The organism is Streptomyces sp. NPDC088794 (assembly GCF_044750545.1).
In the GTDB taxonomy this organism is placed as follows: domain Bacteria; phylum Actinomycetota; class Actinomycetes; order Streptomycetales; family Streptomycetaceae; genus Streptomyces.
Window position 1 is genome coordinate 481,059 of sequence record NZ_JBIVKB010000003.1, and the last position, 26,951, is coordinate 508,009.

Genomic DNA, 26,951 nt, shown 5'->3' on the forward strand with positions numbered 1-26,951 from the left:
TGCCTGATGGGAGGCGATGCCACGGTGAAATCACCGCTCGACGATTCCGACGTCGTCCACGATGTACTGGGAATCGGCTTCGGACCGTCAAATCTCGCTCTCGCCATAGCGATCGAGGAACACAACGCGAGCCACCCGGAGGACGCGGCCCTCAACGCCCTGTTCCTGGAACGCCAGCCGGGCTTCGGCTGGCACCGGGGCATGCTGATCGACGACGCGACCATGCAGGTGTCCTTCCTCAAGGACCTGGTCACACTGCGCAATCCGACCAGCGACTACAGCTTCCTGTGCTTCCTGCGGGAGCGCGGCCGGCTGATCGACTTCCTGAACCAGAAGACGCTCTTCCCGCTGCGGGTCGAGTTCCACGAGTACTTCGCATGGGCGGCGGCCCGGGTCTCGCACCTCGTCTCCTACGACCAGGACGTGGTCGCGGTGGAGCCGGTGCGCGACGGCGAGGGCGCGGCCGACCACCTCCGGGTGGTCTGCCGGAGCACCGACGGCACGGGGCGCACGGTCGTGCGCCGGGCGCGCAACGTAAGCGTCGCCATGGGCCTCGAACCGCATGTGCCGCCCGGCATCGAACTCGGCCAACGCGTCTGGCACAACAGCCGGTTGCTGCCGGGAACGGATGAACTGGCCCGGTCGGGAGCACCGGTCCGCAGGGTCGTCGTGCTGGGCGCGGGGCAGAGCGCGGCCGAGACGGTCGACTATCTGCACCGCTCCTTCCCCGAGGCCGAGGTCTGCGCGGTCTTCGCCAAGTACGGCTACACCCCGGCCGACGACAGCCCGTTCGCCAACCGGATCTTCGACCCCGAGGCCGTGGACGTGTACTTCGGCGCGCCCTCGGAGGTGAAGCAGTCCCTCTTCGACTACCACCGCTCGACCAACTACTCCGTGGTCGACATGGAGTTGATCGAGGCGCTGTACGCAACCGCGTACAAGGAGAAGGTGAGCGGGCAGGAGCGCCTGCGGTTCCTCAACGTGTCCCGGGTGCGGGAGGTGCGCCGGAGCGCGGACGACGGACCGCTCGACATCGCCGTCGAGTATCTGCCCACCGGCGAACAGCAGGTGCTGGAGGCCGACTTGCTGGTGCTGGCCACCGGCTACCGGCCGCGTGACCTGTCGGCGCTGCTCGGTGAGGCGGCCAAGGTCTGTCTGCGGGACGACGGGGACGCGCTGCGGGTCAGACGCGACCACCGCGTGGAGACCGTGCCCGACGTCACCGCGGGCATCTACCTCCAGGGCGGTACCGAGCACACACACGGCCTGACCTCGACACTCCTGTCGACGGCCGCGGTCAGGGCGGCCGAGATCCATCAGTCGCTCAGGAACTCCTGGGCCCGGGTCTGAATCACCCACCGTCTGTCGGGGCAGTCTCCCCCGACAGACGGTGACCGTCGCTCCTCGCGAGGCGGTGGCTGCCGTTCCCGGAGCACGGCCGCAGCACCTCACGCACCCCTCCCGTTCCACTCCACCACAGCTGTCTCACGGACAACATCCGAGGTCAGGGCGCCGAACAGGGATTCATCAGGGAGTTCACCGGAATCCCTACCGAACACACGAACGCCCGCATAGCGTGCGGAGACCCGAACCGCTGCCCCACCGTCCGGCGGTCCGTATTCCTCGGGCCCACGCTCACCAGGAGACTCCGGGATGTCCTTCGACAGCTCCGACTTACGCCGCGCCCGGCAAGAACGCGAACGGGCTCCCTCCTCCACCCTGGCCCTGCGAGTTCCCCGCTGGGCGGCCGACCGTCAGTCACAAGGAGTCACGACCCGTCCACGGTCGTACACCGGACCGCACCGCACGCTGCGGCTGCTGCGCCGCGCCTGCCGCTGGCAGCGCCGCGTCGCCACCTTCGCGGCCCTCGGCTATTTCGCCCTCTTCCTGGCCCTCACCGTCGAAGTCCCCGAGCTGATGACCCGCCCCGCGCCGGGCGGCCTGCCCACCGGACTGGTCCTCGCACTGCTCCAACTCCCCGTCACCTGGCTGGCGGTGATCCTCTACGAGTTCACCGCGCGCCGCTACGTCGATCCGCTCGCCCGCCGGGTGCGCCGGCACGCCCGCGCGTCGGCCGCGACCGAGGAGACGCAGCCGTGACGGTCTTCAGCGGCGCCGCGCAGTCGTGGTCCCTGGTGGCGTTCTGCAGCGTGGTGACCCTCACGCTCCTGCTCTGCGTGCTGACGGGCCCCGACGGCGAGGACGACCTGGCCGAGTACTACACCGGCTACCGTTCCCTCTCGCCGCTGCGCAACGGCCTGGCCATCGCCGGTGACTACATCTCCGCCGCCACCGTCCTCACCATCGGCGGGGTCATCGCGTTATGCGGCTACGACGGTGTCGTGCTGGCCACCAGCGCGCTGCTGTCGCTGGTGCTGCTGATGTTCCTGATGGCCGAACCCCTGCACAACACCGGCCGGTTCACCATGGGCGACGTGCTGGTCCGCCGACTGCCCGGCCGGTCCGTGCGCATGGCCGCCTGTCTGGTCACGATCGTCGCGCTGGCGCCGATGATGGTCGTCCAACTCGCCGGTGTGGGGCAGCTGTTGGCCTACGTCCTCGGCTTCTCCGACAGCGGCATGAAGACCGGCTGCGTCATCGGGGCCGGCACGCTGATGATCAGCTACGCGGCGCTCGGCGGGATGCGGGGCACCGCGCTGATCCAGATCCTCAAGACGGTGATGCTGCTCGGCTCCGGGCTCGTGGTCGCGACGCTGATCCTGTACACGTTCGGCTGGAACCCGCAGGCGCTGTTCCAGGCGGGCGCGCGGGGCAGCGGGACCGGACCGCACTACCTGCGCTGGGGCATGCAGTTCGCCGGCGGACCCCACCCCGCCCTCGACATGATCAGCACCCAGGGCGCCATCGTGCTGGGCGGCGCCTGTCTGCCGCACGTGACCATGCGCATGTACACCGCAGGCAGCACCCGTCAGGTGCGGCGGGCGATGTCCTGGGCGGTCTCGTCCGTCGCGCTGTTCGTCCTGGTCCTCACCGTCGTCGCCGTCGGAGCCATGGCCCTGATCGGCAAGGCGGGTATCGCCGCCGGGGACCCGCGGGGCAACACCGCCTATCTGCTGGGCGCGAGGGCCGCCTTCGGCGCGCACCTGTCCCGGACGGAGGCCCTGGTGTTCGCCACCGTCACCACCGCGATCTTCCTCACCCTGCTCGCGTCCGTCGCCAGTATGACCCTCGCCTGCGCCAACTCGCTTGCCCACGACGTGATCGCCGCCAAGCGCCCCACCATGACACCGCGCCGCGAGATGGCCGTCGCCCGGTGGTCCGCACTGGTCGTCGGAGTCCCGGTGATCCTGCTGGCCGCGCTGGCCCAGCACCGCAGCCTCCAGCCGCTGGCCATCCTGTCCTTCTGCATCGGCGCGTCGGCGATCGCCCCCGCGCTCACCTACAGCCTCTTCTGGCGCCGCTTCACCCGTGCGGGTCTGCTGTGCACACTCATCGGCGGCACCCTCAGCGTCCTCGTCCTGATGACCGGCACCAACCTCGTCTCGGGGTCCCCGCTCGCGGCCTTCCCGGACGCCGACTTCAACTGGTTCCCCTTGACCACCACGGCACTTGTCTCGGTCCCCGTCGGGTTCCTCTCCGGCTGGCTGGGCACCATGCTCTCCGGCCGCAAGACCATCCGCCGCGAACGCGGACGCTACGAGAGCATGGAACACCTGCTGCTCGCCGGCCCTCCGGGACGCGGAACCGGATGAGCCCGACCGCAGACATGCCGTCCGCCGAGGCCGGCAGGCCGGCTCAACGACCGCGCAGCGCCGCGTCGATGATCCTCGCCGTCTGCTCGGTGACACCGACCAGCCGCTCCAGACTGTGCGCGGGATCGGTCAGGACACTCAAAGAGGCCACCGGCACACCGCTCGGGCCGTGCAGCGGCACGGCCAGACAGCACACCCCCACCGTCAACTCCTCGCGCTCGAAGGCGACTCCACGGATCCGGATCTCCGCGCACTCCTGCCGCCAGGTCGCGGGCACCGGGCCCACCGTGATCCGTGGATGCGCCGCGGCGACCAGGACCTTGCCCGCCGCCGTGAACCACGGCCAGTCCACGCGGTCCAGCAGCGGACCGAGCGCCGCCGGGGTCTCGCCGACCGTCCAGTCCAGGACAAAAGTCCGGCCTTCCCGCAGAACGTTGACCCCCACCGTCGCACCCGTGATGCGCGCCAGCCGGCGGGCCGGCTCCCGTGCGGCGGCCCGCAGTCCGGGATGGGGCTGCCATCCCTGCCCCAGCCCGAAGAGCCGCGGGCCCATGCGGTACCCCCTGCGGTTCCGCTCGACCACCCCCAACTCGACCATCTGCTCAAGGAGTCGGTACGCGGTCGTCTTGGGCAGTCCGCACTCCGCCGCGAGCCTGGTCAGTCCCGCCTCGCCGGCCCGCTCCACCGCGCCCAACAGCCCGAACGCACCCTCCAGCACACTGCGTCCGCCGCCGTCCGGCGCGGACAGCGGCGGTGGCGCGAGCCGCACGGCCGCCGGCTCGTACGGATGGCCCGGCAGCCGTGCCGGTGCCTCCGCCCTCCTCGTCGCGGTCGCTCCCCGTTGTTCGTTCACGTCCCACTCCCCCAGACACCGCCTGACCGGCTCCCCACGACGTCGCTCCCGCCCCCGGTGCGCCGCCGTGCGTGGAGACTGTGCGCCACCCCAGACTGAAGTTCGAGTGTGGCTCGGAACGTTGTCGATAGGTTGTCGCTCGGCATGAGAGTGTGCGCGCGGAGTGAAGAATATCTGTGCGGGGAGTGTGGATACCGTGGTCGAACTGCGCCTTCTCGGTCCCGTGGAGTTCTCGGTGGAGGGCCGGACCGTGGAGGTCGGACCGCCACAGCGCAGGGCCGTCCTGGCGGCGCTGGCGGTGGACGCCGGTCGGCCCGTCGCGACCGACGTACTCATCAAGCGAGTCTGGGGCGCCGAGCCGCCCGAGGGGGCACGGCGCGCGCTGCACGCGCACATAGCCCGGATCCGCCGGCTGTGCGAGGAGACCGACGACGCGGGGCATTCCCGGTTACGGCTGATGCGCCGCTCGGGCGGCTACCTCCTGGAGGCGCGCCCCGACCAGGTGGACATCCACCTCTTCCGGCAGTCGGTGGGCCGGGCCCGGGAGGCGGGGCGGACGGACGAGGCGCGTACGGCGCTGCTGCGCGAGGCGCTCGGACTGTGGCACGGCGAGCCACTCGCCGGCCTCGGCGGCCAGTGGGCGGCGCAGGTCCGCGAGGCATGGCGGCGGCAGCGCGTGGACGCCGCCGTCGGCTGGGCGCACATGGAGTCGCGCGTCGGTGATCCCGTCGCCGCGATCGGCCCCCTCACCGAACTCCTGGGCGAGTACCCGCTGGTGGAGCCCCTGACCGAGGCGCTGATGCGGGCGCTGCACGCCGCCGGACGCGGCGCGGAGGCACTGGACTGCTACGCCGTCGTCCGCAAGCGGCTCGCCGAGGAACTGGGCGCCGACCCCGGCCCGGAGCTGCGCAGGACACACCAGGCGATCCTCCGAGGAGGCCTCGGCGAACCCACCGCATGGCCGGCCTCCCGCACCCAGCCCGGACCCCCTCTCCCCGCACCTCCCCCGCCGCGGCCCTCACCGGTGACACCTTCTCGGCCAGGCGAGGTGCCCGTACAACTGCCCATGGGAGTACGGGGGTTCAGCGGGCGCGACGAGGAACTCGCCCGACTGGAGGAGATCCTGGTCTCGGCGACGGAACAGCCGTCGGCGGTGGTGATCTCGGCGGTGTCGGGCACCGCGGGGGTGGGCAAGACCGCGCTCGCCGTGCACTGGGCGCGCCGGGCCCAACGGGCCTTTCCCGACGGCCAGTTGTATGTGAACCTGCGCGGATTCGCGCCAGGCGGCTCGGTGATGAGTCCGGCGGAGGCGGTACGAGGATTCCTGGACGCCCTGGGGGTGCCACCCGCGCGGATCCCGGCCGGTCTCGAGGCGCAGGCCGGGCTGTACCGCAGCCTGCTGGCCGGGCGACGGATGCTGGTGGTGCTGGACAACGCCCGCGACGCCGAACAGGTGCGCCCGCTGCTGCCCGGGGCTCCCGGCTGTCTGGCGCTGATCACCAGCCGGAAGTCGCTGACCGGACTGGCGGCGGCCGAAGGAGCCCACCTGCTCACCATCGGACTGCTGGCTCCCGGCGAGGCACGGGAGTTGCTCATCCGCAGACTCGGCGCGGACCGGGTGGCGGCCGATCCCGGTGCTGTAGGGGAGATCATCGGCCGGTGCGCGGGGCTGCCGCTGGCGCTCGCGATCGTCGCCGCCCGCGCCGCCGCCCAGCCCGAACTCCCGCTCGCGGCACTGGCGGAGGAACTGCGCCGGGCAGACGGACGGCTGGACGCCCTGGACGGCGGGGAGGCGGCCAGTCAGGTGCGGGCGGTGTTCTCGTGGTCCTACCACGCGCTCAGTTCCGACGCCGGCCGGCTGTTCCGATTACTGGGTCTGCACCTCGGGCCCGACGCCGCGCTCCCGGCCATCGCCGCCCTCGCCGGCCTGCCGGAACCCCGCGCCCGCGTCCTGCTGACCGAACTGGTCCGCGGCCATCTGCTCACCGAACACCCCCTCGGCCGCTACGGGTTCCACGACCTGCTGCGCGCCTACGCCGCCGAACTGGTCGCCGCGCACGACAGCGACGACGCCCGCCGTGCCGCCTCGCACCGCATGTTCGACCACTACCTGCACACCGCCCATCTGGCCGACGCCCTGCTGACTCCCAGGCCCAACCCGACCCCCCTGCCGGCCGCCCAACCCGGCGCCGCACCGGAGGAGTTGACCGACCACCGGCAGGCGCAGGCCTGGTTCAGCGCCGAGGCACCGGTCCTCCTCGCGGCCGTGGAACGGGCGCCCGCCGCCGGCTTCCCCGTCCACACCTGGCGGCTCGCCTCGGCACTCACGACGTATCTCGACCGGCACGGGTACTGGCGGGCGCTGACCGACGTCCACACCAAGGCCCTGGACAGCGCCCGGCACCAGGGCGACCGGGCCGGGCAGGCGGAGGCCCACCGCGGTCTCGGCCTGGCTCAGGACCGGCTGAATCGTCCCGCCGAGGCCCGTGCCAACTACCTGCGCGCGCTGGAGCTGTTCGGCGAGGTCGGCAGCCATGACGGGCAAGCGCGGATCCACCAGCACCTTTCCCGGATGTACAACGCCCAGGGCCGCCATCAGCAGGCGCTGGGGCACGCGCACGACAGCCTCGCGCACCACCGTGCCGCCGAGGACCGCGCCGGGCAGTCCGCCGCGCTGAACAACATCGGCTGGACCCTGGCCCAACTCGGCGACCACCAACAGGCGCTCACGCACTGCCGCCAGGCTCTCGATCTGGCCGAGGAGACCGGGGACCTCAACGGACAGGCCCACATCCAGGACAGCCTCGGCTACATCCACCACCGCCTCGGCCGGCACACCGAGGCCGTCGACCGGTACCGGCAGGCCCTCGACCTCTTCCACCAGACCGGCGCCCGCCGCAGCGAGGCCGCCGCTCTCGTCTGCCTGGGCGACATCCTGCACACCATCGCCCGGCCACACGCCGCCCGCACCGCGTGGACCCAGGCCCTGACCATCACCACCGAACTCGGTCTCCCGGACACGGATCTCCTGCGCGCCCGGCTGCTGGACCAACCCGGCCCGGCCCCCACCGACAGCACCACTCAACCGTCCTTCTCCGAACCGGTCCGGAGCCCGCAGCAGCCGCGTCCGGCACCGGCCTGAGGTCCTGTCCCCGGCATGATCACTGCCGGGTGTCGGGGGAGAAGTCAACGCCCTGGTCGTTGAGTTGGTGCCGGATCACGAACTCCTCGACACCACCGGTCGGCCAGATCGATCCGTGCCGGCGCAGCGCTTCGAGGTACTGCTCGTTCTGCGGCGCGTCGGTGACGATGAGATTGTCGGGGTCGTTGTACCGCCAGGGGTCGTCCGAGAGCCGGGTGCGGTGCTCCACGCCGAGCGACTCGAACCGGTCGCCCGCGGCCGTGCGCGTGTTGACCTGCAGTGCGGTGCCTCCCTGGGCCGCGTCACCGGTGTCCTGGAGCTGCCCCTCGATCCGCTGGAGATCGGAGTCCGCGCGCAGACGGCGCCAGATCCCGTCCCGCACGTTGTTGAAGTCGGCCCTCGCCAGGTTCCTCGCCTCCCGCAGGATGGCGGTGGCATCGGCCCGCTGGGCCGGCGTCATCGGCCCGCTGCCGACCTGCCCGCGCAACTGGTCGAACTGCTGCCGCAGTTGAGCCAGTCGGGTGCGGGTGGCAGTGGTCCGCTGGCCTCTGAGCACGTCACGGACCACCGCCCCCATCTTGCCGTTGGCGACACGTTCGTACTGCGCGAGGACGCGCGGCTGGGACACCGCAGGGGCACGGGTCTGCGGTGAGATCACGGTGGCGGCCTGTGCGGCGGAGGGAGCGGTGGCAGCTGCCGCTTGGGGCGCGGAGGCGGTGGGCGCCGGCCGGGCCGGGGTGGGGGGCGAGGCCACGGCGTCGGCCTGCTGCCCGTCCGGCAGGGTGATCGACGCCGGAGTGTCCTCCAGGCGCAGCGCCGGAATCGGCTCGGCGAGTCCGATCACGGCGCCGGCAAGGTATCCGCGGCCTCGTCGACCGGCGGAGCCGATGCCGCGTCGTACGGACTGCCCTGCGCGGAAAGCCCGTTGCTCGGCGTTCCCGTTGATCCCGCTTTGGCGTCCGGTCGTCAGGGCGCTGACGGCCAGGCCGGTGCCGGCGGCTGTCAGCGACTGTTGCAGGTCACCCGTCTGCGCGTAGGTCAACCCGCCGTCGGCGAGGCTGGGCAGTCCGATGCCCACGGCGAAGCGCGCGGTGGGCGACGCAAGTCCCTGTGCGTAGGTGCCCGCGGCTCCGCCGAGCGCGCCCAGGCCGAAGCCGGTCAGGCCGGCCCGCAGGGCCGCTTCCCCGCGGCCGGTGCCCTCGGGCGGGGTGAGGAGGGCGCCGGTGACTCCGCCGAGGGCGTTCCCGCCGCCCTGGGCCAGCGCACCGCGCCCGAACGAGCCGAGCCGGGACAGACCCTGGGCGCCGACGCCGAGGGTCCGGGCGAGGCTGAGGCTCGCGCCGCCGCCCACGCCGATCGCGACGCCCTGCGCCCCGACGCGGAGCCCTTCGGTCCAGCCGGTGCTGAGGGCCGCGTCCACCCCGTGTCCGGCGACCAGTTCGCCGGCGGCACCGCTCGTGAAGCCCAGCGCCAGTCCTTCGCCGCCGACGACGGCTCCGGTGCCGACGGCTGTGAGCGCGGTCGCGGTGAGTCCGGTCGCGCCCAGTCCGGCGACTCCGGCCGCGACCACCGGGGCGGCGAGGATCGCGCCCACGGACAGCGCGACGACGAAGGCCACGTTCCGGGTGATCTCCAGTCCGTGCACGATCGACCCGGCCGTCGACACGGCGCGGTCGATGCCGTCGAGCACGATCTGCTGGGCCTTGTCCGCGGATTCGACGGCGGTGAGCACCGCGTCCGCCATGTCGACGAGGGATCCGCGCCCTGCCGCCTCCCGGTAGCGGGCCAGCGCCGTGTTGGACGCGGTCAGCGGTCCCCGCATCCGGGCCTGCAGTGTGACCGGGCGCTCCCAGTTGGCCACACTGATGACGATGCCGACCACCGGATGTTCCTCGTAGTTCAGGCGCAGATGCTCGTCCATCCGGAACTCGGTGGTGTCGTTCATGCCCCGCGTCCGGCGGGCGGCGTCCGCCAGTGAGTTCAGCACCTGGGCCCGCACGCGCTGCGCGGTCTCCAGGGGGAAGACGAGCAGTTCGCCTTCGTGGATGACGTACGCCGAACCCGGCGAGGCGTCGTAGGGCCTGATCGACTCGATGATCCTCAGGTTGGCGAGGATGCCGGCCCGGTCCCCGCTGCCGGTGGGTGCCAACGCCCGTGTGAGGCGGCCCTGTTGTCGCTCGGTGCTCGCCCGGTCGAGGTCGGCGGCGACGGCGGGGGCGAGCAGGGCCAGTTCCTGGCGGAGGGTGGCGCGGTCGGCGCGGCTGACGTCCGTCCTCAGCAGCCAGGCCGCGATGCGGTCCGCCTCGGCGCGGACCTCGACCGGGTCGGTCAGCGGCATGCTGACGCGGTCCCGCAGCACGTGCGGTATCTCGGTCTCGGGGAGGACCTCGGGCGTGGGGGCGGGGGCCGAGCGGCGTCCGCCCCGTGGGCGCGCGGGCCGGCTTCGCGGGCCGCCCGGGGTCAACGCCGGTGAACGGCGGGAGAGTTCGGCCTGGAGTGCGGCCTTGGCCTCCTGCATCCGGTCGACCTCGGGGGTCGTCGCGATCTGCCGGGCCAGCCACTCGTCGACGGCCCGTGCCTCGTCCATCAGGTCGGACAGGCCGTAGCGGCGGACGTCCGGCGTGGTCGACAGCCAGTCCTCCGGGGCCCACGCGACATAGGGCGCCGTGCCGGCCGGCGCTCCCGTCGAGGCGCCGCCGCGGCCGACCGCGACGGCCTGCCGTTCCGCCTCGGCAGCGCCCGCGGTGCCGCCGAGGCTCTGCTGGGCCGCGTGCACGGCCTCGTGGACGAGGAGTTGTCGGGGAATGCCCTCCCCCGGGCCGGTCGCGATGCCGATGTCGCGGCCGTAGGTGAATCCGGCGGCGCCCGAGGCCCGGGCCGCCGCCCGGACGCGTGGGCCTGTGTGCACCCGGACCTCGCCGGGATCGTGGCCGACGGCCCGTTCGGCGGCGGCCCGGGGGCCGGCGTCGAGGGGTGTTCCCGGGCCGTCCAGGGCGCGTACCGCCTCGGCCGCCAGCGCGCTGTTGCCGAGTGCGCGGCGCAGTCCGTCGCCGGAGTGATGTGCCGGGGCCGGAGGCCGACGGGCGGGGGTGCCCGCTCGGTCGTGCGCGGGTGTGTGTGCTGACTGCTGCTCGAACACCGTCGGCCTCCGTCCCTGGTCGTGCCGTGAAGGTGGTCAGTCGCTGAAGCCCTGGAGCCGGCGCCTGATGTCGATCGTCGGCAGCACCACCTTGGCGGCCTCGACGACGACCTGCGGTGACTGCCGCTTGGTGAAGAGGACGACGGCCTGGTAGGTGCCGTCGGTCTCGACCGGGGCCGGCTGGTGGTGGAGGACGTGCTGGAAGGTGCCCTCGCGCAGCGACCAGATGACCGAGTCGTCCTTGCCGGGGCCGAGGTCCTCGCCGCGGGCGTCCTGCGGGGTGATGACCACCAGGGCGGCCAGCATCCCGCTCGGGTCGTTGGGCAGCCGGGTCACCTTGATCTTGGTGGCCTTGCGGTCCACCTTCACCCCGGCGAAGGTGGAGGTGCTCAACTCCCTGGTGAACGCGTTGCCGTTGACGTCGTGGCCGTCCACGGACAGCCGCCAGCTGTAGGTCCCCTCCTTGAAGACCTGGGCGAAGGTGTTGGTGTAGTTGCCGTTGCCGTCCGGGTCGAAGAGCTGGTCGGTGCCGTCGACGAACAGTCCGCCGGTCGGCTTGTGCCGGGGCAGGTGGTGCCACTTCTTGTGGGTCAGCAGGGTGCCGATGCGCCCCTCCAGCCAGGTCGGCTCGTCCTCGTCGGCGTGGGCCAGGTCCGTCGGCACGGCGCCGAGGGCCGTCAGCTGCTCACCGAGACCGACGGCGGGCGCGTCGAGCACGGCCCTGACGGTCGCGCCGGTGACCGGCGCGTCGTCCTGCCGGATCCGCACGGTCAGTTCCATCCGGTCGCCCGTGAGATACGCGGGCCGGTCCAGCAGCACGTCGGCCAGCAGGTGCAGGTCCACGTAGGCCAGCACCTGATCGGGGACGAGCTCTTCCGCGGTCGAGGGGCCCGTCCCGTGGATGACCCGCCAGTGGAGGGGAGCGCCGTGCGCGAGTCCCGGGAGCTTGGCCACCGACGTCGCCCGGTCCGAGGCGGTCTCCAGGATGTCGATGGTCTGGGGGAGGTACGAGGTGCCGTCCCACAGGGCGAGCTGGATCGTGCCGGTGAAGAGGGTCTGGCCGTTCGGCGGGGTCACCGCGAGGACCAGCCGGTCGGCGTCCGGCTCGGTGGACAGGTAGACGGCGGGCAGCGTCCCCGCGGGATCGTCGGGGTCGTCGACACCGGTGGTCGGCGAGTCCTGCTTGGAGACCAGGTTGACGGTCTGCGTGTTGGCCAGCATCTCGCCGAAGGATCCGGCGAGTTCGCTCGGGTTCTCGACGAGTGCGAACCGGCCCGCTCCGAAGGTCGCGAGCTGGCTCAGCACGTTCTGGTCGGCGGTCGGGCCGAGCGCGATGGTGGACAGCTTGCAGCGGCCGGTGTCGAGCACGGCCCGGCGCACCGGGCTGGAGTTGACGGCGGCCTGGAAGGAGATCGCGCCGTTGACCGCCGAGGAGGGCACCAGGGCCACGGTGCCGGCGTTCTCCTGGCCGTCGGTGCACATGATGATGGTGAACCGCTGGTCGGTGATGGTCCCGGAGGCGCCCAGCAGGTCGATGGCGGCGATGAGTCCGTCGCCGATCGGGGTGTTCGTGCCGGGGGCGCCGAAGTCGAAGTCCGGTTTGCCGATGGCGAGGACCGCGTCCGGCAGATTCGTCAGCGGGAGCAGGGTCTGGATCCGGCCGGAGGGGGCCCCGCCGCGGAATCCGACGGTCTCGTCCTCGAAGGCGATGACGGCCACGCGGTCGACCCGAGTGCCGGAACTGAGGCCTTCGCGCAGCCCGTTGAAGAGGTGTATCAGGACCCGGCAGGCGGTCTTGGCGTTCTCGAAGCGGTTCTCCGCCGCCATGCTGCCGGAGCGGTCGAGCACCAGCACGATGTCCTGCACGCGCTGGGCGATGGTCATCGTCGCGGGTGCGCTCGTGTTGTTCAGGAAGCCCGAGTAGATGCCCGTCGGGTCGTTGAGCCTGGTGGTGACGGTGAAGGCCACGGGAACCGGCTCGTAGACGCCGGGGGTGTGGACGGTCAGCGACGGCGTGGGGGTCGTGGTGTCGGTGGTGATCTCCAGGATCGGTGCCGCGCCGGTGTACGCCCACTGGTATTCGGGGGTCAGGCTGACCCCGGCGGGGAGTGAGCCGGCGATCGTGTGCGTCGAGACGGCCCCGCTCGCGTTGAGGTCGACCGGTTGCAGTTCCAGTGCGTCGGCCGGCACGGTCAGCGAGGCCACCGGGTCGACGGCCAGCCAGTTCACGTCGACGCTCCCGCTGGACAGGCTGAGGGTCCAGGTCGCCGCGACGTCCGCCGAGGCACGCAGTTCCCAGCGCTCCTGGGGCGCGGTGCCGTTCCCCTCGCTCTCGTTGATGTTGACGGCGAGGGTGACGATGCCGTTGGCAACGGAGGGCGGGCTGGTGGTGACGGAGTAGTGCGAGACGTTTCCGCCGGCCGGCAGCGGCACGGGCGCGCTGCGCCCGGTCGTGGGAGCCGAGTCGATGTGGATCAGGGACAGGGACAGACCGGGCAGGTTGTCCGGGTAGGTGAGGGTGAAGCCCTGGTCCTGAAGGGGGTTGATACCCGCCTTGAAGACGGTGACGAACGCCGAGGAGTCGGCGACGGTGTAGTTCGGCTGGCTTGCGGTGATCGGATTGACGGATGGTGCCGGCATGCGGAGTTCCCCCTAGATGGCGGTGATGATCTGCTTGGCGTAGACGTCGACATCCCCGGTGCGATTGCTGACCCACAGCAGCCACAGGCCCAGGTCGGGCACGAGGAAGGGATGCGGACTGAGGTTGGGTTGGGACTGGGTGGCGGCGACGAGCCGCTGGGCGGCGGTCCAGTTGCCGCCGATCACGGTCCGGCGGCGCAGGACGAGATCCGAACCGCCGCTGATCCCGGGCCTGTTGCTGACCAGGTACACCGTGCCGTCCGCGTCGCGCACCGCGGCGGGCGTGGCGTCGGCGGCGTCGGAGTCGGGCACCCGCAGCGTGGTCCAGGTCCCGTTGCTGCCCGAGACGACGGTCAGTCCCGCGCCGTCGTCGTAGAAGACCAGGACCTCGGTGCCGCTGAGCGCCAGGACGAACACGCTCAGCTCGCCGGTGGCCGGGAAGTCCTTCTGGAGGTCGATGACCGGCGGGTCCTGCGGGTTGGAGGTGGTCGGGACCGGGTTGAAGCGCAGGATCTGGAGTTTGGTCCCGTCCGCGTACGCCACCCACACCTTGCCCTCGGCCGAAGCCGTGTGCAGGTCCCTTTGGGTCAGACCGGTCGCCGACAGCGCCACCGGCGCGAGGTCGAGGAAGACGTTGTCGGTGTGCCGGTAGCGCCGGTAGAACCACTGCTTGAGCGTGGAGCTGCTCTGGTGGGTGAAGAACACCACCTGGTCCCCGGCCAGCACGGCGCGCACCCGCTGGTCCGACACCGGGGCCGCGGTGGCGGCCACCGTCTGCGGGGCCGCGGCGCCGAGCCCGGCCAGCGGCCCGCGTTTCATCAGTACGTCCGTGGCGGGCCCGTCCAGCAGCCCGTTCTGGTACGCGATCAGAAGGTCACCGCCGGGCAGCGCCACCGCCGCGGGCTCGATGTTCTGGCCCTCGCTGGTGATGGCGGGCGCGAGGGCGAAGCCGAGGTCGGGGCGGCCCGGATCCAGCCGGGCGGCGAGGATCTGGTTGCTGCCGGACCGCGACGCCTGCCATACGGCGACCAGCCCGCCGGCCGCGTCGACCACGCTGGCCTTGTTGAGCAGGTCCGCCTTCTCCCCCGGGGACACGGATATCTCCGGGCTGGGCGGGAGTTGGCCGGCCAGCAGGGCGTTGATCGCGTCGCGCAGGCTGGCGCGGGGGCGCTTCTGTCCCCTGCGATAGGCCGGCGCGATCGAGGTGTCGCCGCCGATGGTGCCCAGGACGTCGTCGACCAGGGTGCTCGGCGGCACCTGGAGGTTGCGCGGGCGCAGGTCGATGAGCGCCGGTGGCCGGATGGCGGTGACGCCGGACTGCCTGCCGATCCGGGCCAGTTGAAGGTAGGAGTGCCCGCTGACGTAGTCGGTGTCGTTGGGCACCGGCGGCTGGGTGGCGCCCGGCCGCACCCGTACCGCCCACTCCCGGCGCACCCGCACGCAGGTCTCGATGCCGACCAGCGGGTCGAACAGGGTGTCGTCCTCGGCCGAGGTGACCTCCCGGTCCCACACGTCGAGGTAGACCAGGTCCGAGCGGGTGCCCGACGTGGGCGCGGCGAGTTCCTGGACGACGGGCACACCCCAGGCCGTGGCCAACGCGGTGTTGGCGTACAGCGGTTGGGAGCTGTAGGCGAGCCGGCCCTCGTGGACGGCGTCGCGGCCGTCGGTGAGGCAGCGCCCCGCGCCCTCGGGGGTGCCGTCGCCGCCGGCGACGAAGAAGTCGTTGCCCGTGCCGGCCGAGGCGACCACGCGGTTGGCGGCGGCGTTGATCACCGCGGTCACCTCGGCCGCGGTGGCGGCGCCGAGGTCGGCGAAGCCGCTCGCCGTGAACGTCACCGTCTGGGGCGGCGCCCCGTTCGCCGAGACCACCAGGGTCATCCCGGCGGTGAGCGCGAACGGCTGGGCGGCGTCGCCGGTCAGCCGCGCGGGGGCCAGGCCGCGGGCCGCCTGTCGGTTGACCTGGGTGAAGCCCAGGGCCGTGGCGGCCGTCGACGCAGTCACGTCCACGCTCACGGAGGAGCCCACCGTGCCGGTCGCCGCCGGGGTGAGCCGGATCGTGCCGACTCCGCCGCCCGCGGCGGCCACGATCCGGAAGCCGTCGTTGCCGGCCGGCACGCCGTCGCCGACGAACCACTTGAGGAAGGCCTCGACCTCGAACCGCCGGATGTCCTCCAGTTCGTTCCAGTCGGCGTCCACCAGCGGGACGCCCTGTTGGAGCCGTATGCCCACGTAGTGCTTGACGCGGTCGAAGGTGCTGCGGGAAAAGTCACCCACGGTGACCCCCTCCCCGGGACGTGCGGACGGTGCCGCTGGGCGGATGCGTGATGAAGACCGGTCGGGTGGTCACCGGCATGAAGTCCGCGAGCGCGCCCGCGAGTCGGGTGACCACGGCGTCGGTCCGTACGGGATCGGTGGTGTCCGGGGTGAGGAACAGGCCGACCGTGTCGCGGGAGATCCGGTCGGCGTCGGTGCGCCGGCCGCCGGACCCGGTGTCGTACGTATAGGTCTGGAAGTCCTCGAAGGTGCCGCGCGCCTCCCGTTTCGCGGTGTCCCGGGTGTCGACCGAGGTGGTTCCCGCGTACCGGTTGTCGAGGGTGCTGGTGGCGCCGAACTCCTCGCTCGCGTACGTGATGCCCTCGTTGGAGCGGTAGGTGAGCAGGGTGCCTTGGCCGGTGGGTACGGCGAGGGGGCCACGGCGCGCGTACGGGGCGCCGACGACTTCCTCGGGTGTGTCCCACGCGAGGGTGCCGGGTGTCAGGCCGGCGCGGACGATCGACCAGCCGCCGCCGCGGGTCGACGACCAGAACACCTCGACGGTGCCCGACGGCGTGACCCGGGGTGCGGGTTGCCGGTCGTGGAAGCCCTCGGTCGTTCTGGGCAGCGACCGGACCTGGGACCAGTCCGAGGTGGCCGGGGCGAGCCCTTGCTTGATCCGGTAGAAGACGCTCCAGCGGCTCTGGCCGGCCGGACCCGCCGGTTCGCGCCGGGCCCAGAACAGCCAGAGGCGCGCGGCGGTTTCGGTGGGGTGGAAGACCACGCACAGGTCGTCCTCGACCCGGGGGTCCTGGCCGCCGGCGAGCGGGAAGGCGGCCGGGGTGGTGAGTTGCCAGTCGGTGCCGTCGTGCCGGTTGTGGCGCAACTGCCAGACCCCGGCCACTCGTTCCAGCCAGAACAGCCACACACCGCCGGCGTCGTCGGCCACCGCGGCCGGCAGCCGGCGCTCGATGGACGGGTCGCCGAACACGGCGGGCACGCTCCACCGCGGGCCGTCGGCGGTGGGGGTGCGGACGGTGAAATTGATCCGCCAGTGCCGGTCCCGCGCCGCCTGTGCGGGATCGTAGGTCTGCCAGAACAGCCACAGCTTGTCGCCCTGGCGTGCCGCCGCCGGGTTCTTGTCGGTGGCGGGTCCGTCGGTGACCGGTCGGCTCGGCTCCCAGTCGCCGTCGGCGTACCGCTTGGACCAGATGTCCCAGCCGTGCTGACGGTGCGTGTGGTAGACGAACAGCGTCGAGCCGTCGGCCTCCTGCACCGCGGCCGGCCGGCCGTCGTGGGCGAAGTCGACCGACGCGAGGGACGGTGTGCTCCAGTCGCCCGCCGCATCGCGCAGCGTGGACCACAGGTTGAGCCGCTCGGGCCGGTTGCTGCGGGCCACGTTGTGGACGAACTCCTTGGTGCGGTTGGGCCAGCCGGAGACCCTGGCGACCGTCGCGTCCAATGTGGGGACGCTGCCCGTGCCCCGGTACAGCCGTGGCGCGTAGCGGATCTCGTTGCGCTGCGCGGCGACCGGCAGGCTGTGGTCGGTGCGCCAGCCGATCCACTGGGCCAGCAGCGGCAGCAGCCCGCCCTCGACCCGCTCCAGGTCGGCCAGCGACAGCGCGGCGCGGCCCAGGCTGTAGAGCCGGTCCAGTTCGGCCCCGGGCAGGTCCAGGAATCCGCGCAGTTGGCCCGGGTCGGTGTCCAGAGACGGCTTGTCGACGCTGCGTGCCGGGGGCCGGTCGGCGTCGTAGCGCCGGTAGAGCGCGGGCAGCATGCCGTACAGCCGGTCGGCGAAACCGTAGTGCGTGGTGGCGGTCGCGGCGGCCACGTTGTGCGGGTCGGGGTCGTAGACGGGCGGGTCCCCGGTGAAGGGGAACAGGGCGTAGTAGTAGACGTGTTCGCCGAGCAGGCCGTTGTCGCTCGTGCCGGTCAGGCCCTCTCCCTGCGCGATGGTGACGCCGTCGTGGGGATCCTGCGGGTGGGTGCCCTCACGGCGCACCACTCGGATGCTCGGAGGGACCACGTCCTTCGGGTAGGCCCAGGTCAGGTCGATGCTGTTGCCGTCGGAGCGGGCGGTGGCGGTGATGTCGAGCAGTCGCATGGTCAGCCCCCCGCCTGGCCGATGAGGACGACCTTCAGGCCGGACGCGTAGTCGGTCTCGGTGGGCACGACCGGCACCTCGTTGGGACCGAGGGTGATCGTGCCGTGCGGTTCGACGGCCGGGGTCGGCCGGTCGCCGCGGCGGAACTCCGTGATGTTGACGAAGACCACGCCCGGCACGCTCTGGCTGACGTCGTAGAAGCGGCTCAGGTACACGCTCTGGCTGAAGTCGACCCGGTCGAAGGCCAGCAGGCCGGCCGCCGCCCGCTGCACCGCGGCCACCACGTCGGCGGGCACGTAGAAGCTCTCCACCGAGATCTCGGCCGTGACGAAGATCGGGACGTAGTCCACGTCGGCGATCTCGACGATCTGGCTGAGCATCCGTTTGTCCTCGAAGTAGGCGGTGAGGCTTGCCGCCAGGACGTCACTGACCTTGCCGCCGCCCTCGGGTGCGACGTAGAGGGTCACCTCGTTCCAGCCCGTGGCAGCGGCGCGCACTTTGCCGACTCCCTTGTGACTGAGGGCCAGTGCCTCGAAGTCGGGTGCGGTGACCGCGCGTCGCAGGGAGCGGAAGACGGCCGGTGCCTGCCGTACGGCGTGGGTGATGTCCTCGCGTTCGGCACCGCCGGTGGCGGGCAGCGGGTTGGTGATCTGGGCGCCCAGCAGGGCGAGTTGAGGGGTGTCGGCGATCGTGGTGATCGCTCCGGCGGGCACGTTGCCGGCCGAGCCGCCGCCGACGCGGTAGGTCGCGGTGATCTGCGCCCCCTGGCGGGGCACCGAGCCGAAGGTGCCGTCGCCGAAGACGACCGTGGCCCGGTCGTTCTCGTCGACCTCGATGACGTAGTCGTCCTGTCCCGACTGGCTGAACGCGAGGGTCTCGCGCCGGGTCCACGCGTCCACCGTTCCGGACAGGGTCGTCAGCAACAGGACGTCCTGGCCGGTGAGTTGTGGTGCCGACAGGCGGTCGAGCAGGGCCCCCGGGTGGGCCAGGGGGAAGCGCTGGTTCGCGGTTCCGTCGGAGGTGCCGAGCACCTCGTCCTCGATGAGCCGGCCCTCCTGCACGGGCAGTCCGGTGAACGTCTTGCGGCCGGTGGTCGTATCCGCCGTGAGCGCGCCGAAGTCGATGGTCAGGGGCGAGTCGCCGGCGTACTCGAACCGCACGCTGGGCCGGTCCTTCTGGCTCCTGGTGGCGAACGCGTCGCCCTTGACGATCGTGACCACCTCGCCGACCGAGCCCGGTACGGACACCGTCAGGGCGGCGGCGGCCGGCGCCGCGGTGCCCAGTTCGTAGCCGATCAGCCGCAGGTGGTCGATGACGCTGCGGCGGGTCTGCGCGGTACCCAGGAAGCTCTCGTTGGCCACCCGGTCCTGGTAGTAGCTGAGGATGTCGCCGATGTGCGCGAACAGTTGCAGCAGCACGTTCCCGAAGTCGGCCTCGTTGGTGAAGTCCGTCCACTGCGAGAGCTTGTGCGGGATCTGGTCGCGCATGGCCTGGAGCAGGCTCTCGTAGTCACGGGCCATGTAGTCGATGACCGGCTGGCCGTTCACCTGCGCTATTTCCGCCATCACGTCGCCCTTACCTGAAGTGGACGCGGAGTGCCTGGGGAGCCAGGTCCTTGCGTCGTACGTAGGCCACTTCCACGGTCAGTGCCTCGTCGTCGGAGCGGACGTCCACCCCGCCGACCACCAGGAGGTCCCCCAGCCAGCGGGTGAGCGCCGAGCTGACGGAGAACTCCACGGCCGCGGCCATGATCGTGTTCGTGGGATCGAAGACGAGGTTGAACAGCCCGCAGCCGAACTCGGGTTGGTTCACCCGCTCCCCCGGTGCGGTGAACAGCACCTGGACCACCTTGCCGCGCAGTTCGGCGTCCTCCCCGTCGGGCCGGATCGCCCCCGAGGCGTCGACGCCGAGCGGGAATCCGAATCCCGTCGCCATGTGCTTCCTCCCTCACCCGGAACACGTCACGAAGTCCTGGCCGTGCGCGGCGACCGTCGAGTCGGCGGGTTTGCCGAGGCCGCTGCACGTGTCGATCGCGTCGCCGTCCAGCAGCACCCGGACCCCGCCGACCGTGAGCAGGGCGTTGCCCGCCGCGCTGTTGGGCACGCCGGTGCCCAGGGGCTTGTCGGTGATCTGAAGAGAGGCCGGCGTGGGTACCGCGGCGATGGTGCCCTCGCCTGGCACGAACTTGCCGCCCGACGGACCGGCATGGCCGCCGCCCGGCGCGTCCTCGCCGGGATCGAGCCCGCTCCTGCTGGTCACCAGGGCCACGGGCGTACCGGCGATCGTGACGAAGGTGCTGAGCGCCTCGGTGACCGAACCCTTGTAGGCGTAGTCGCCGATGCCGACGTACTTGGCGGTGGAGGGCGGGGGGCCCGGGATGGGCCCCAGGCCTTCGACGTGGTGCTGGTCGGTGCCCGTGACCGGATCGCCCTTGACGACGAGGAGTTGTCCCATGGCTCAGCCCTTCTTGAAGTCGACGGTGTCGCAGACGATCCGCACGGGCTGGCCCGGGGCGTCGATGGTGAACGGCACGGCGGCGTGCAGGGTCATCGCCCTGTCCGTCATCTCGATCGCGTTGCCGGTGGCGTCGGTGATCCGGATGCCGTCCTGGGTCAGGGTGATCAGGTGGCCCTTGCCGCCCTCCCGGAGGAGCACGGACTCCGCTCCGTCGCGGTCCTCGAACTGGAGGGTGTGTCCCTTGCGGGTCTTGATGATCTTCCGGGTGGGCGGTTTCTGGACCTCGGACTGCTCGGTGCCGTCGTCGTCGTTCGGCTTGGGCAGCTGGCCGGCCGCGTCCGGTGCCGTCCAGTAGGTGCCGACCCAGATCGGGAACTCCGGGTCGCCCTCCTCGAACTCCACCCACACCCCGGCGTCCCGCTCCGGCACGAAGAGGAATCCCTGGTCGGGCGCGCCGCCGAAGGGCGCGCACGGGGTGGCCCAGCCGGTGACGACGTCCGGGCCCAGCACGCTGGGCACGCTGACCTTGAGCCGGCCGAGCCGGGAGGGGTCCTCGTTGTCGCGCACGATGCCCCGGTACTTGCCGTAGAAGCGGCGCTCGACCTTGTCCGCGAGGTCGGCGACGACCCGTTCCAGTTCCAGGGTCATCGCACACCTGCCGGGATGCCGAGGCCGGCGCGGGTCGCCGTCAGGGCGTTGCGCTTGACCCGGAAGTGCTGGTTGTAGCTGTTCTCCCGGAAGCGGTGGGTGACATGGGTGACGTAGTAGGTGCCGCTGTGGGTCGCGCCGACGCCGTTGATGACGACGGTTCGGCGCGGCAGGAGCACGGAGCCGTACTGGTTGGCGGCCACCTCGCCCTCTCCGCTGACGAACCACTCGCCCCGGTCGTGCAGGGCCTGGCAGATCGACTCCATCTCGTGGGCGCCGGTGGCCACGGTCCGGGCGACGCGCACCTGGCCGGGTTTCATGCGCGGGGGCAGCACGTCCGCTGGGCGGCGGGCGCCGAGGGCCGGTTCGTGGCCCGGGCGCGACACGGCTTCCAGCGGGGTGCCGGTGGCGTGGTCGAGCGCGTTCATGGTCACGTCCGCCGGGGCGAGCGCGTTGACCTCGAGGCTGAACTTGTTGACGTTGGTCCGGGCGCCGGCGTGGACGTTGAGCGGGGCCTGTGCGGGCGGGCCGAGGTCGGGCGGCCGGAAGTATCCGGTGCCGCCCTCCACGAAGCACTCGTAACCGTTGCGCAGGGCCAGCCGCTTGAGGAACCGGATGTCGGTCTCGCGCTGGACGATCGTGGAGATCTCCTCGTTGTGCACGATCGTGGTGTCGGCCACCCGCGGGGTGAGTTCGGCCTGCTGGAAGACCAGGGCGGCGATGTCGCTGTCCTTCATGTTCGGCCAGGCCTTGAGCACGTCCGTCCGGTCCATCAGCACGCTGCCGTCCATCCCCCACACCTCCAGCCGGCACTGCTCCATGCCGGGGCCGAACTCCGGTCGTACGTGCGTGATGTACGCGGTCAGCAGCTTGCGGGCGTCGTCCTTGAGCCCGGCGGTCACGGCGACCTTCCGCCACAGCGCGAACCGCCCGTCGTCCAGGTGGGTCCACGAGCCGTCGGCCCGCAGCCGCAGCGCCAGGGTCATCCGGAACATGCCGGCCAGTTCCTCGTCGAGTTCGATGTCGAGACCGATCAGGTCGCACTTGAGGTCGGAGGCCTCGGCACCGTCGATCTCGATCAGCAGGTGGTCGTTCTGCATGGCCCGCCCCCTCAACCCACCTGCGGAGGAACGACGACCGGCCGCCCGAGCCGCCCCTGCTCCACCGGGAGGCCGACACCGAATCCGGTCGACCTGATCACCTCGGACAGCGCCTGGGCGTCGACACTCGCCCGCGCGTGGGTCACCAGGACCGCCCGGTCGACCCGCTCCACCACCCCGCCGCCCGGCTGCGGAACGGCGCTCACGTCGTCGACCACGGTCACCTCGTCCACGCCCACCGTCCGGGACAGTTCGCTGATCAGGGCGGCCCAGGGCGGTGTGCCCTGGCGCACGGAGAGGGGGAAGCGGTGGGTCACCAGCGGTCCGCCGTCCAGCAGGTCGAGGGGCGAGAGGAACGCGGGGTTGGCGTCGCAGATGTGCCAGTACTGGAGCGGCTGGCGGTAGTAGGCGAAGGCCAGTTGGTCCAGCCGGTCGCCGCTGTCGACGGTGTGGGTGAAGGTGCCGGTCACCTCGGGCAGGGGCCGGACGTCCTTGGCCGCCACGACCCTGCCCCGGGCGTCGACGACCGCGATGTCCGGCACTTCCAGATAACGGGAGAGCTTGTCGAACATGCCGCGTCACCCCGGGACCACGACGTTGGCGGCGTCGGTGCTGTTGGCGACGTTGAGCGCCGACATCGCCTCGACCATGGCCTTGGAGTACAGGTACGGCACGCTGTTGCCCTCGATGACGGTCAGGTTCACCGACACCGTGGCCCGCACCGGGTTGAGGTCGGCGCTGAACTCCGTCTCGGTGATGTTCATCGCGTTGATGTTCACCGGGAGCACCCGCTTGCGGCCGAAGATGAAGAGGATCATCGGCGGGTTGGGGCTCCTGGCGAAGCTGAAGCCCGCGGACTTGCCGAGCAGGGCGTCCCCGGCCCGGCCGAGCAGGCTCTCGTCCTTCGGGTACACCATCAGTTCGAGCGTGGAGATCTGTGGGGCGATGCCGAACTGCTCGGTCACCGTGTCGCGGTCGTCGAGCTTGTCGGTGGCGTCCAGCCGCAGGTCGAACGCGATGGTCTGGTCCTGCACGTTCACCAGTTGCTGCCGCTGCAGTTCCAGCAGGTCGGAGAACTCACCGCGGCACTGCCGCAGGGTGCGTTGCGGCGCGGCGGCCGGCGCGTCGCCTGCCGGGGCCGGGCCGGGCACTCCGGGGAACGAGAACGTCAGCGCGTGATTGCGGGTCAGCTGTACGGGGTTGAACTGGAACACCACCGTCAGCGGTGGCACGCTCAGCCCGAACTCCACGAAGGCGCCCCGCAGGATCCTGGGCTTGTTCGGAAAACCGTCGGTCATGACTCCCCCACCTCGGCCCAGAGCTTGCCGATCTTCTCGAACTCCCTGCGGGTCCCCCGCAGGATGTGCGGCCGCCCGATGGCGGTCCCCTCGGCCGCGGCCAGGAACGCCGCCTGCAGCACGATGTTCTTGATGTTCGCGCCGGTCACCGCGAACTCCCGGGCCAGCCGGGCCGGATCGACGTCCGCCGCCAGCGGCGCCCCGGGCGGGAACAGCGTCTGCCAGATCCGCCGCCGGTCGTCCGCCTCGGGAAAGGGGAACTCCACGACGAAGCGGATCCGCCGGGTGAAGGCGTCGTCGATGTTCTGCCGCAGGTTGGTGGCGAGGACGACGACGCCCTCGTACTCCTCGATCCGCTGGAGCAGATAGCTCGTCTCGATGTTGGCGTACCGGTCGTGCGCGTCCGACACCTCGGTGCGCTTGCCGAACAGCGCGTCGGCCTCGTCGAAGAAGAGGATGGCGTTGCCGGAGCTCGCCTCGGCGAAGATCCGCGCGAGGTTCTTCTCCGTCTCGCCGATGTACTTGCTGACCACCCCGGACAGGTCGATCTTGTAGAGGTCGACGTCGAGTTCGTGCGCGAGCACCTCGGCGGCCATCGTCTTGCCGGTACCGGGCGGCCCGCTGAAGAGCACGCTGAGACCGGTTCCGTAGCCGAGACGGGTGCCGAACCCCCAGGTGTGCAGCACCTGTTGGCGATAGCGGACCTGGTCGCAGATCTCCCGGAGCTGGGTGACGCGGTCGGCGGGCAGCACCAGGTCGTCCCAGCCGCAGCGGGTGCGCACCTTGGTGGCTGCCGGGCCGAGCGAGTGCTGGGACTCGCTGCGGCAGGCCGCGGTCAGATCGGCCAGGGTCAGCTCCCGTGGCACGGGCTCCATCAGCCGCCGGTTGTCGGCCAGCCGGACGGCGGCCCGGATCCGCGCGGCCGGCAGCCGGTACCGCCCGGCCAACTCGGCGGCCCAGTCGGCTTCTTGTCCGGCGTGGGCACCGAGGACGTCCTGCCAGAGCGCGGTACTGCGGGACAGGTCCGGCAGCGGTACGTCCATGGAGTGCACCGGCAGCTCCGTCGCCCCCGCCCTCCACGGCGAGGTACTGGTGAGGAAGACCGGGAGTCCGAAGTCGGCGACGGCGTCGGCGAGCGCGGCGAGCAGTGCCCTGTTCTCCTCGCCCAACAGGACGTCCACATGCGCGAGATGCACGGCCGCATCCCTCAACAGGCCTTCACGGAAAGCCAGTCGCACCAGGTTCGCGCCGTCGGGGCCGACCAAGGTCCTGGCATCGGCGCTGACGAACGGGAGGTCGAGGCGGCGACTCGTGAGCCGGAGCAGGTCGAACTGACCGTCGTCGTCCGGGCCGTGGAGGTGGCAGACCAGCGGCGGTCGGCCGGGGGTCAGATGATGGACAGCCAACCGCAGCAGTCGGTCGGCGAGTTCGGGATCGGCCACCTCGTGCTCGATCGGATCGGTCGGCTCGTACAAGCCGATATGACCGACGAGCCGGGCATCGGACTCGCCGGAGCCCAGCAGGTACTGGCGGATCCGCGGATCCAGCACCAGGAACCGGGCCAGCCCGGACGAGCCGGACGGACTCAGCGGGTCGTCGACGGTCCGCAGAATGCCGTAGCGCAGCAGCGGCGCGTCGGCCAGGAAGAGGCTGCCGGCGATCCAGCGCTCCCGCTCGCTCGTGCAGAGCAGCTCCAGGATCAGGTCGACGCTGGGCCTGCGGCGGGTGATGTCGTCCTGGAGGTAGGCGTACAACCGGTCGTACTTGCGGCGCAGTTCGGGCGCGAGACAGATGAGTACGGCACCCAACTCCGTCGGCGACAGCCCGAAGAGTCGACCGAGGGCGACCAGCGGCGGTTCGACACCTTCGTGTGCGCTCTCCCGGACCCTGTCCTCGATCTCGGCGGAGAGCACCTTCAGAGCGACCAGGTTGGCCGCCGTGCCGGAGCTGATGCCGGTGTCGAGGCCTTCGGCGAGCAGCCGGTCGACCTCCTGCCGGGTGATGTACACGGTCCGGTCCACCTGGGAGTGCGGGAACGCCTCGTTCTGAAGCGCGGCCGTCTCCAGCCGCAGCGCGATCAGCAGGTCGAGACGGCGCAGTTCGTCCGTGAGGTGCTCGAAGGTGTCCTGGTAGGCCGTCATGGGGTCACCTCGTAGAGGGTCATGGGGTCACCTCGTAGAGGAAGGTGCGCCGGTAGAGGCTGACGACGTCCACCCGCACCTCGTAGAAGCCGGGGAGCAGGTCGTCGGGTACTACGGCGGTGAAGGTGTCGCCGGTCAGCTGTTGTCCCGGCAGCACCGCTCGGTCACCGATCCGCACCCGGCCCCGCCATCGGGCGAGATGGACGCCGGTGAAGGTGAGCGTGGTGCCGGCGGGGCCCGCGGCCGGGGTCATGGCGGTGACCGCGGGCGGGTCGAACGGCGCCCCGACGTCGACGCCGACCTGCCGCACGCGGTTGGCCAACGGCTGCCGGGCGGCCGGGAGTCGGTCGAGCTGCACGGTGGAGACCTGGTAGAGCACGGACAGGCGGAACGGCTGCGAGAAGGTACTCCAGATCCGGCTGAGTTCCTCAGGGTCGAGGGCGTTGCCGGCGATCTGGAGCCGCTCGCGGGCATCGGCGAGGCCCGGGTCCAGGTAGACGGACGGGACGACGGCGTTCTCGTAGAACACCCGCATCGCCTCGCCGAGGAGCTGGTGCGCGGCCGCGTTGCCCTCTTGCGGGTCGTTGGGCGCGTACGGAGTCAGCAGGTAGGACATGGTCAACGACAGGGGCGCCGGCACGAGTTGGTTGGGGCTGCCCGGTTGGACGGTGAAGTCCTGGTTCTTCAGGAACGGGTTCTCGGCCAGCTTGTAGAGGAACAGGTTGATCCGGCGCGTGCTGCTCTGCTCGTCCGGCGCGAGGATCGTGACGTCGGGCGCGGGGCTGAGCCGCATCTCGCCGACCAGGAGGTTCCGCAGCGACGCGCTGACCATGCCGAGCGCGGTGGAGGCACTCATCGCACGACCCCGTTCAGGAACCGCCCGAGATGCCGACGCTCCCAGAAGGCGGCCTCGCCCGACGGCTCGGCGGGGGCCCGGACCACAACGACCTGCGGTGGGACGGGAGTTCGGGTGGGTGCCGAGGCCTGGGGCGCGGTGGGGGCGGGTTCGGCGGGCTGCCGCTGCGGGGGTGTGGGCGCGGCGGTCGGTGGAGGTGCGCTCCGGCGGTAGGGCGGGGTGATGTGCCGGCGGGGAGAGGTGGGAGAGGCAAGTAAGGGGGTGAACGGGTCGGCGGGGTCAGGTTCGGGTGAGGTGTCGATCGTCTCTGGGTGCGCCATCGGTCGGGCGGTGGGGAGGGTCCGGGAACGGGTAGGGGCGGGCGCTGCGGGGGTGTGGCGAGCGGTGGGGTGAGGGGCGGCGTGGGGCGTCGGACTGGGCGTGGAGTCAGGACTCGATGTGAGGTCAGACGCAGGCCGGGAGTTGGACGCGGCCATGGGCGCAGGCGCGAGCTCAGTCGCGGGCGCGAGCTTGGCCACGGTTGCAGGCATGGCCTTGGACACGGGCAGAGACACGGTCGGTAGCTCGCCGCGAAGTACCCGTGCCGGAGCGTTCCGCACTGCGTTCG

Annotated in this window: 18 protein-coding genes; 4 read left to right on the forward strand and 14 right to left on the reverse strand. The window is 71.5% G+C overall.

The window, feature by feature from the left end; genetic code table 11:
• Positions 1–6: 6 nt before the first annotated feature.
• The 3 genes from ACIP6U_RS11130 to ACIP6U_RS11140 all read left to right on the forward strand — a co-directional run bounded on the left by ACIP6U_RS11130 (position 7) and on the right by ACIP6U_RS11140 (position 3,713).
• A complete protein-coding gene (locus ACIP6U_RS11130; protein ID WP_401715054.1) occupies positions 7–1,350 on the forward strand; it encodes a lysine N(6)-hydroxylase/L-ornithine N(5)-oxygenase family protein in 1,344 nt (447 codons plus the stop codon).
• 303 nt (positions 1,351–1,653) lie between these two features.
• A complete protein-coding gene (locus tag ACIP6U_RS11135; protein WP_401715056.1) occupies positions 1,654–2,100 on the forward strand; it encodes a DUF485 domain-containing protein in 447 nt (148 codons plus the stop codon).
• On the forward strand, positions 2,097–3,713 hold the full coding sequence (locus ACIP6U_RS11140; RefSeq protein ID WP_401715058.1) for a cation acetate symporter: 1,617 nt from the start codon (positions 2,097–2,099) through the stop codon (positions 3,711–3,713). The genes ACIP6U_RS11135 and ACIP6U_RS11140 overlap by 4 nt, the downstream gene beginning before the upstream one ends.
• 43 nt (positions 3,714–3,756) lie before the next feature.
• Here the strand turns inward: ACIP6U_RS11140 and ACIP6U_RS11145 are convergent, their stop codons facing one another.
• The gene (locus tag ACIP6U_RS11145; protein WP_401715060.1) at positions 3,757–4,566 is read right to left on the reverse strand and encodes an IclR family transcriptional regulator; all 810 of its coding nucleotides are present in this window, start codon (positions 4,564–4,566) and stop codon (positions 3,757–3,759) included.
• A gap of 196 nt (positions 4,567–4,762) precedes the next feature.
• Here ACIP6U_RS11145 and ACIP6U_RS11150 point away from each other — a divergent pair, with 196 nt between their 5' ends.
• Positions 4,763–7,708 (forward strand): AfsR/SARP family transcriptional regulator, encoded by a 2,946-nt coding sequence (locus ACIP6U_RS11150; RefSeq protein ID WP_401715062.1) that lies wholly within the window; start codon positions 4,763–4,765, stop codon positions 7,706–7,708.
• Between the two features lie 19 nt (positions 7,709–7,727).
• On the opposite strand, the gene ACIP6U_RS11155 is transcribed toward ACIP6U_RS11150, so the two are convergent.
• From ACIP6U_RS11155 to ACIP6U_RS11215, 13 genes are read right to left on the reverse strand one after another with little or no spacing between them, the layout of a single operon-like run.
• The gene (locus ACIP6U_RS11155) at positions 7,728–10,847 is read right to left on the reverse strand and encodes a DUF4157 domain-containing protein (RefSeq protein WP_401715064.1); all 3,120 of its coding nucleotides are present in this window, start codon (positions 10,845–10,847) and stop codon (positions 7,728–7,730) included.
• A gap of 36 nt (positions 10,848–10,883) precedes the next feature.
• On the reverse strand, positions 10,884–13,487 hold the full coding sequence (locus ACIP6U_RS11160; RefSeq protein ID WP_401715066.1) for a VWA domain-containing protein: 2,604 nt from the start codon (positions 13,485–13,487) through the stop codon (positions 10,884–10,886).
• A 12-nt stretch (positions 13,488–13,499) separates the two neighbouring features.
• On the reverse strand, positions 13,500–15,761 hold the full coding sequence (locus ACIP6U_RS11165) for a DUF6519 domain-containing protein (RefSeq protein ID WP_401715068.1): 2,262 nt from the start codon (positions 15,759–15,761) through the stop codon (positions 13,500–13,502).
• Positions 15,754–17,844, reverse strand: a complete 2,091-nt coding sequence (locus tag ACIP6U_RS11170; protein ID WP_401715070.1) for a hypothetical protein — start codon at positions 17,842–17,844, stop codon at positions 15,754–15,756. The genes ACIP6U_RS11165 and ACIP6U_RS11170 overlap by 8 nt, the downstream gene beginning before the upstream one ends.
• Before the next feature lie 2 nt (positions 17,845–17,846).
• The gene (locus ACIP6U_RS11175; RefSeq protein ID WP_401715072.1) at positions 17,847–19,409 is read right to left on the reverse strand and encodes a baseplate J/gp47 family protein; all 1,563 of its coding nucleotides are present in this window, start codon (positions 19,407–19,409) and stop codon (positions 17,847–17,849) included.
• A 10-nt stretch (positions 19,410–19,419) separates the two neighbouring features.
• Complete coding sequence (locus ACIP6U_RS11180) at positions 19,420–19,779, reverse strand: GPW/gp25 family protein (RefSeq protein WP_124003105.1); 360 nt, start codon at positions 19,777–19,779, stop codon at positions 19,420–19,422.
• Between the two features lie 12 nt (positions 19,780–19,791).
• Positions 19,792–20,298: a hypothetical protein gene (locus ACIP6U_RS11185; RefSeq protein WP_401715075.1), complete on the reverse strand. Its 507-nt coding sequence runs from the start codon at positions 20,296–20,298 to the stop codon at positions 19,792–19,794.
• 3 nt (positions 20,299–20,301) lie between these two features.
• On the reverse strand, positions 20,302–20,949 hold the full coding sequence (locus tag ACIP6U_RS11190) for a phage baseplate assembly protein V (protein ID WP_401715077.1): 648 nt from the start codon (positions 20,947–20,949) through the stop codon (positions 20,302–20,304).
• Positions 20,946–22,049, reverse strand: a complete 1,104-nt coding sequence (locus ACIP6U_RS11195) for a phage late control D family protein (protein WP_401715079.1) — start codon at positions 22,047–22,049, stop codon at positions 20,946–20,948. The genes ACIP6U_RS11190 and ACIP6U_RS11195 overlap by 4 nt, the downstream gene beginning before the upstream one ends.
• Positions 22,050–22,060: 11 nt before the next feature.
• A complete protein-coding gene (locus tag ACIP6U_RS11200; protein WP_401715081.1) occupies positions 22,061–22,621 on the reverse strand; it encodes a hypothetical protein in 561 nt (186 codons plus the stop codon).
• 6 nt (positions 22,622–22,627) lie between these two features.
• Positions 22,628–23,347, reverse strand: a complete 720-nt coding sequence (locus tag ACIP6U_RS11205) for a hypothetical protein (RefSeq protein ID WP_401715083.1) — start codon at positions 23,345–23,347, stop codon at positions 22,628–22,630.
• Positions 23,344–25,488, reverse strand: coding sequence for an ATP-binding protein (locus tag ACIP6U_RS11210; protein WP_401715085.1), 2,145 nt, complete (start codon positions 25,486–25,488; stop codon positions 23,344–23,346). Before ACIP6U_RS11210 ends, ACIP6U_RS11205 begins: the two co-directional genes overlap by 4 nt.
• Before the next feature lie 19 nt (positions 25,489–25,507).
• Entirely contained in the window at positions 25,508–26,344 is an 837-nt protein-coding gene (locus tag ACIP6U_RS11215; protein ID WP_401715087.1) for a DUF4255 domain-containing protein, read from the reverse strand.
• Positions 26,345–26,951 lie beyond the last annotated feature (607 nt).

Excerpts from the sequence above, each read along its gene's own strand:
- ACIP6U_RS11130 (WP_401715054.1), top strand. The coding sequence starts at position 7 with ATGGGAGGCGATGCCACGGTGAAATCACCGCTCGACGATTCCGACGTC.
- ACIP6U_RS11135 (WP_401715056.1), top strand. The coding sequence starts at position 1,654 with ATGTCCTTCGACAGCTCCGACTTACGCCGCGCCCGGCAAGAACGCGAA.
- ACIP6U_RS11160 (WP_401715066.1), bottom strand. The coding sequence starts at position 13,487 with ATGCCGGCACCATCCGTCAATCCGATCACCGCAAGCCAGCCGAACTAC.
- ACIP6U_RS11170 (WP_401715070.1), bottom strand. The coding sequence starts at position 17,844 with ATGCGACTGCTCGACATCACCGCCACCGCCCGCTCCGACGGCAACAGC.
- ACIP6U_RS11175 (WP_401715072.1), bottom strand. The coding sequence starts at position 19,409 with ATGGCGGAAATAGCGCAGGTGAACGGCCAGCCGGTCATCGACTACATG.
- ACIP6U_RS11180 (WP_124003105.1), bottom strand. The coding sequence starts at position 19,779 with ATGGCGACGGGATTCGGATTCCCGCTCGGCGTCGACGCCTCGGGGGCG.
- ACIP6U_RS11185 (WP_401715075.1), bottom strand. The coding sequence starts at position 20,298 with ATGGGACAACTCCTCGTCGTCAAGGGCGATCCGGTCACGGGCACCGAC.
- ACIP6U_RS11190 (WP_401715077.1), bottom strand. The coding sequence starts at position 20,949 with ATGACCCTGGAACTGGAACGGGTCGTCGCCGACCTCGCGGACAAGGTC.
- ACIP6U_RS11195 (WP_401715079.1), bottom strand. The coding sequence starts at position 22,049 with ATGCAGAACGACCACCTGCTGATCGAGATCGACGGTGCCGAGGCCTCC.
- ACIP6U_RS11200 (WP_401715081.1), bottom strand. The coding sequence starts at position 22,621 with ATGTTCGACAAGCTCTCCCGTTATCTGGAAGTGCCGGACATCGCGGTC.
- ACIP6U_RS11205 (WP_401715083.1), bottom strand. The coding sequence starts at position 23,347 with ATGACCGACGGTTTTCCGAACAAGCCCAGGATCCTGCGGGGCGCCTTC.
- ACIP6U_RS11210 (WP_401715085.1), bottom strand. The coding sequence starts at position 25,488 with ATGACGGCCTACCAGGACACCTTCGAGCACCTCACGGACGAACTGCGC.
- ACIP6U_RS11215 (WP_401715087.1), bottom strand. The coding sequence starts at position 26,344 with ATGAGTGCCTCCACCGCGCTCGGCATGGTCAGCGCGTCGCTGCGGAAC.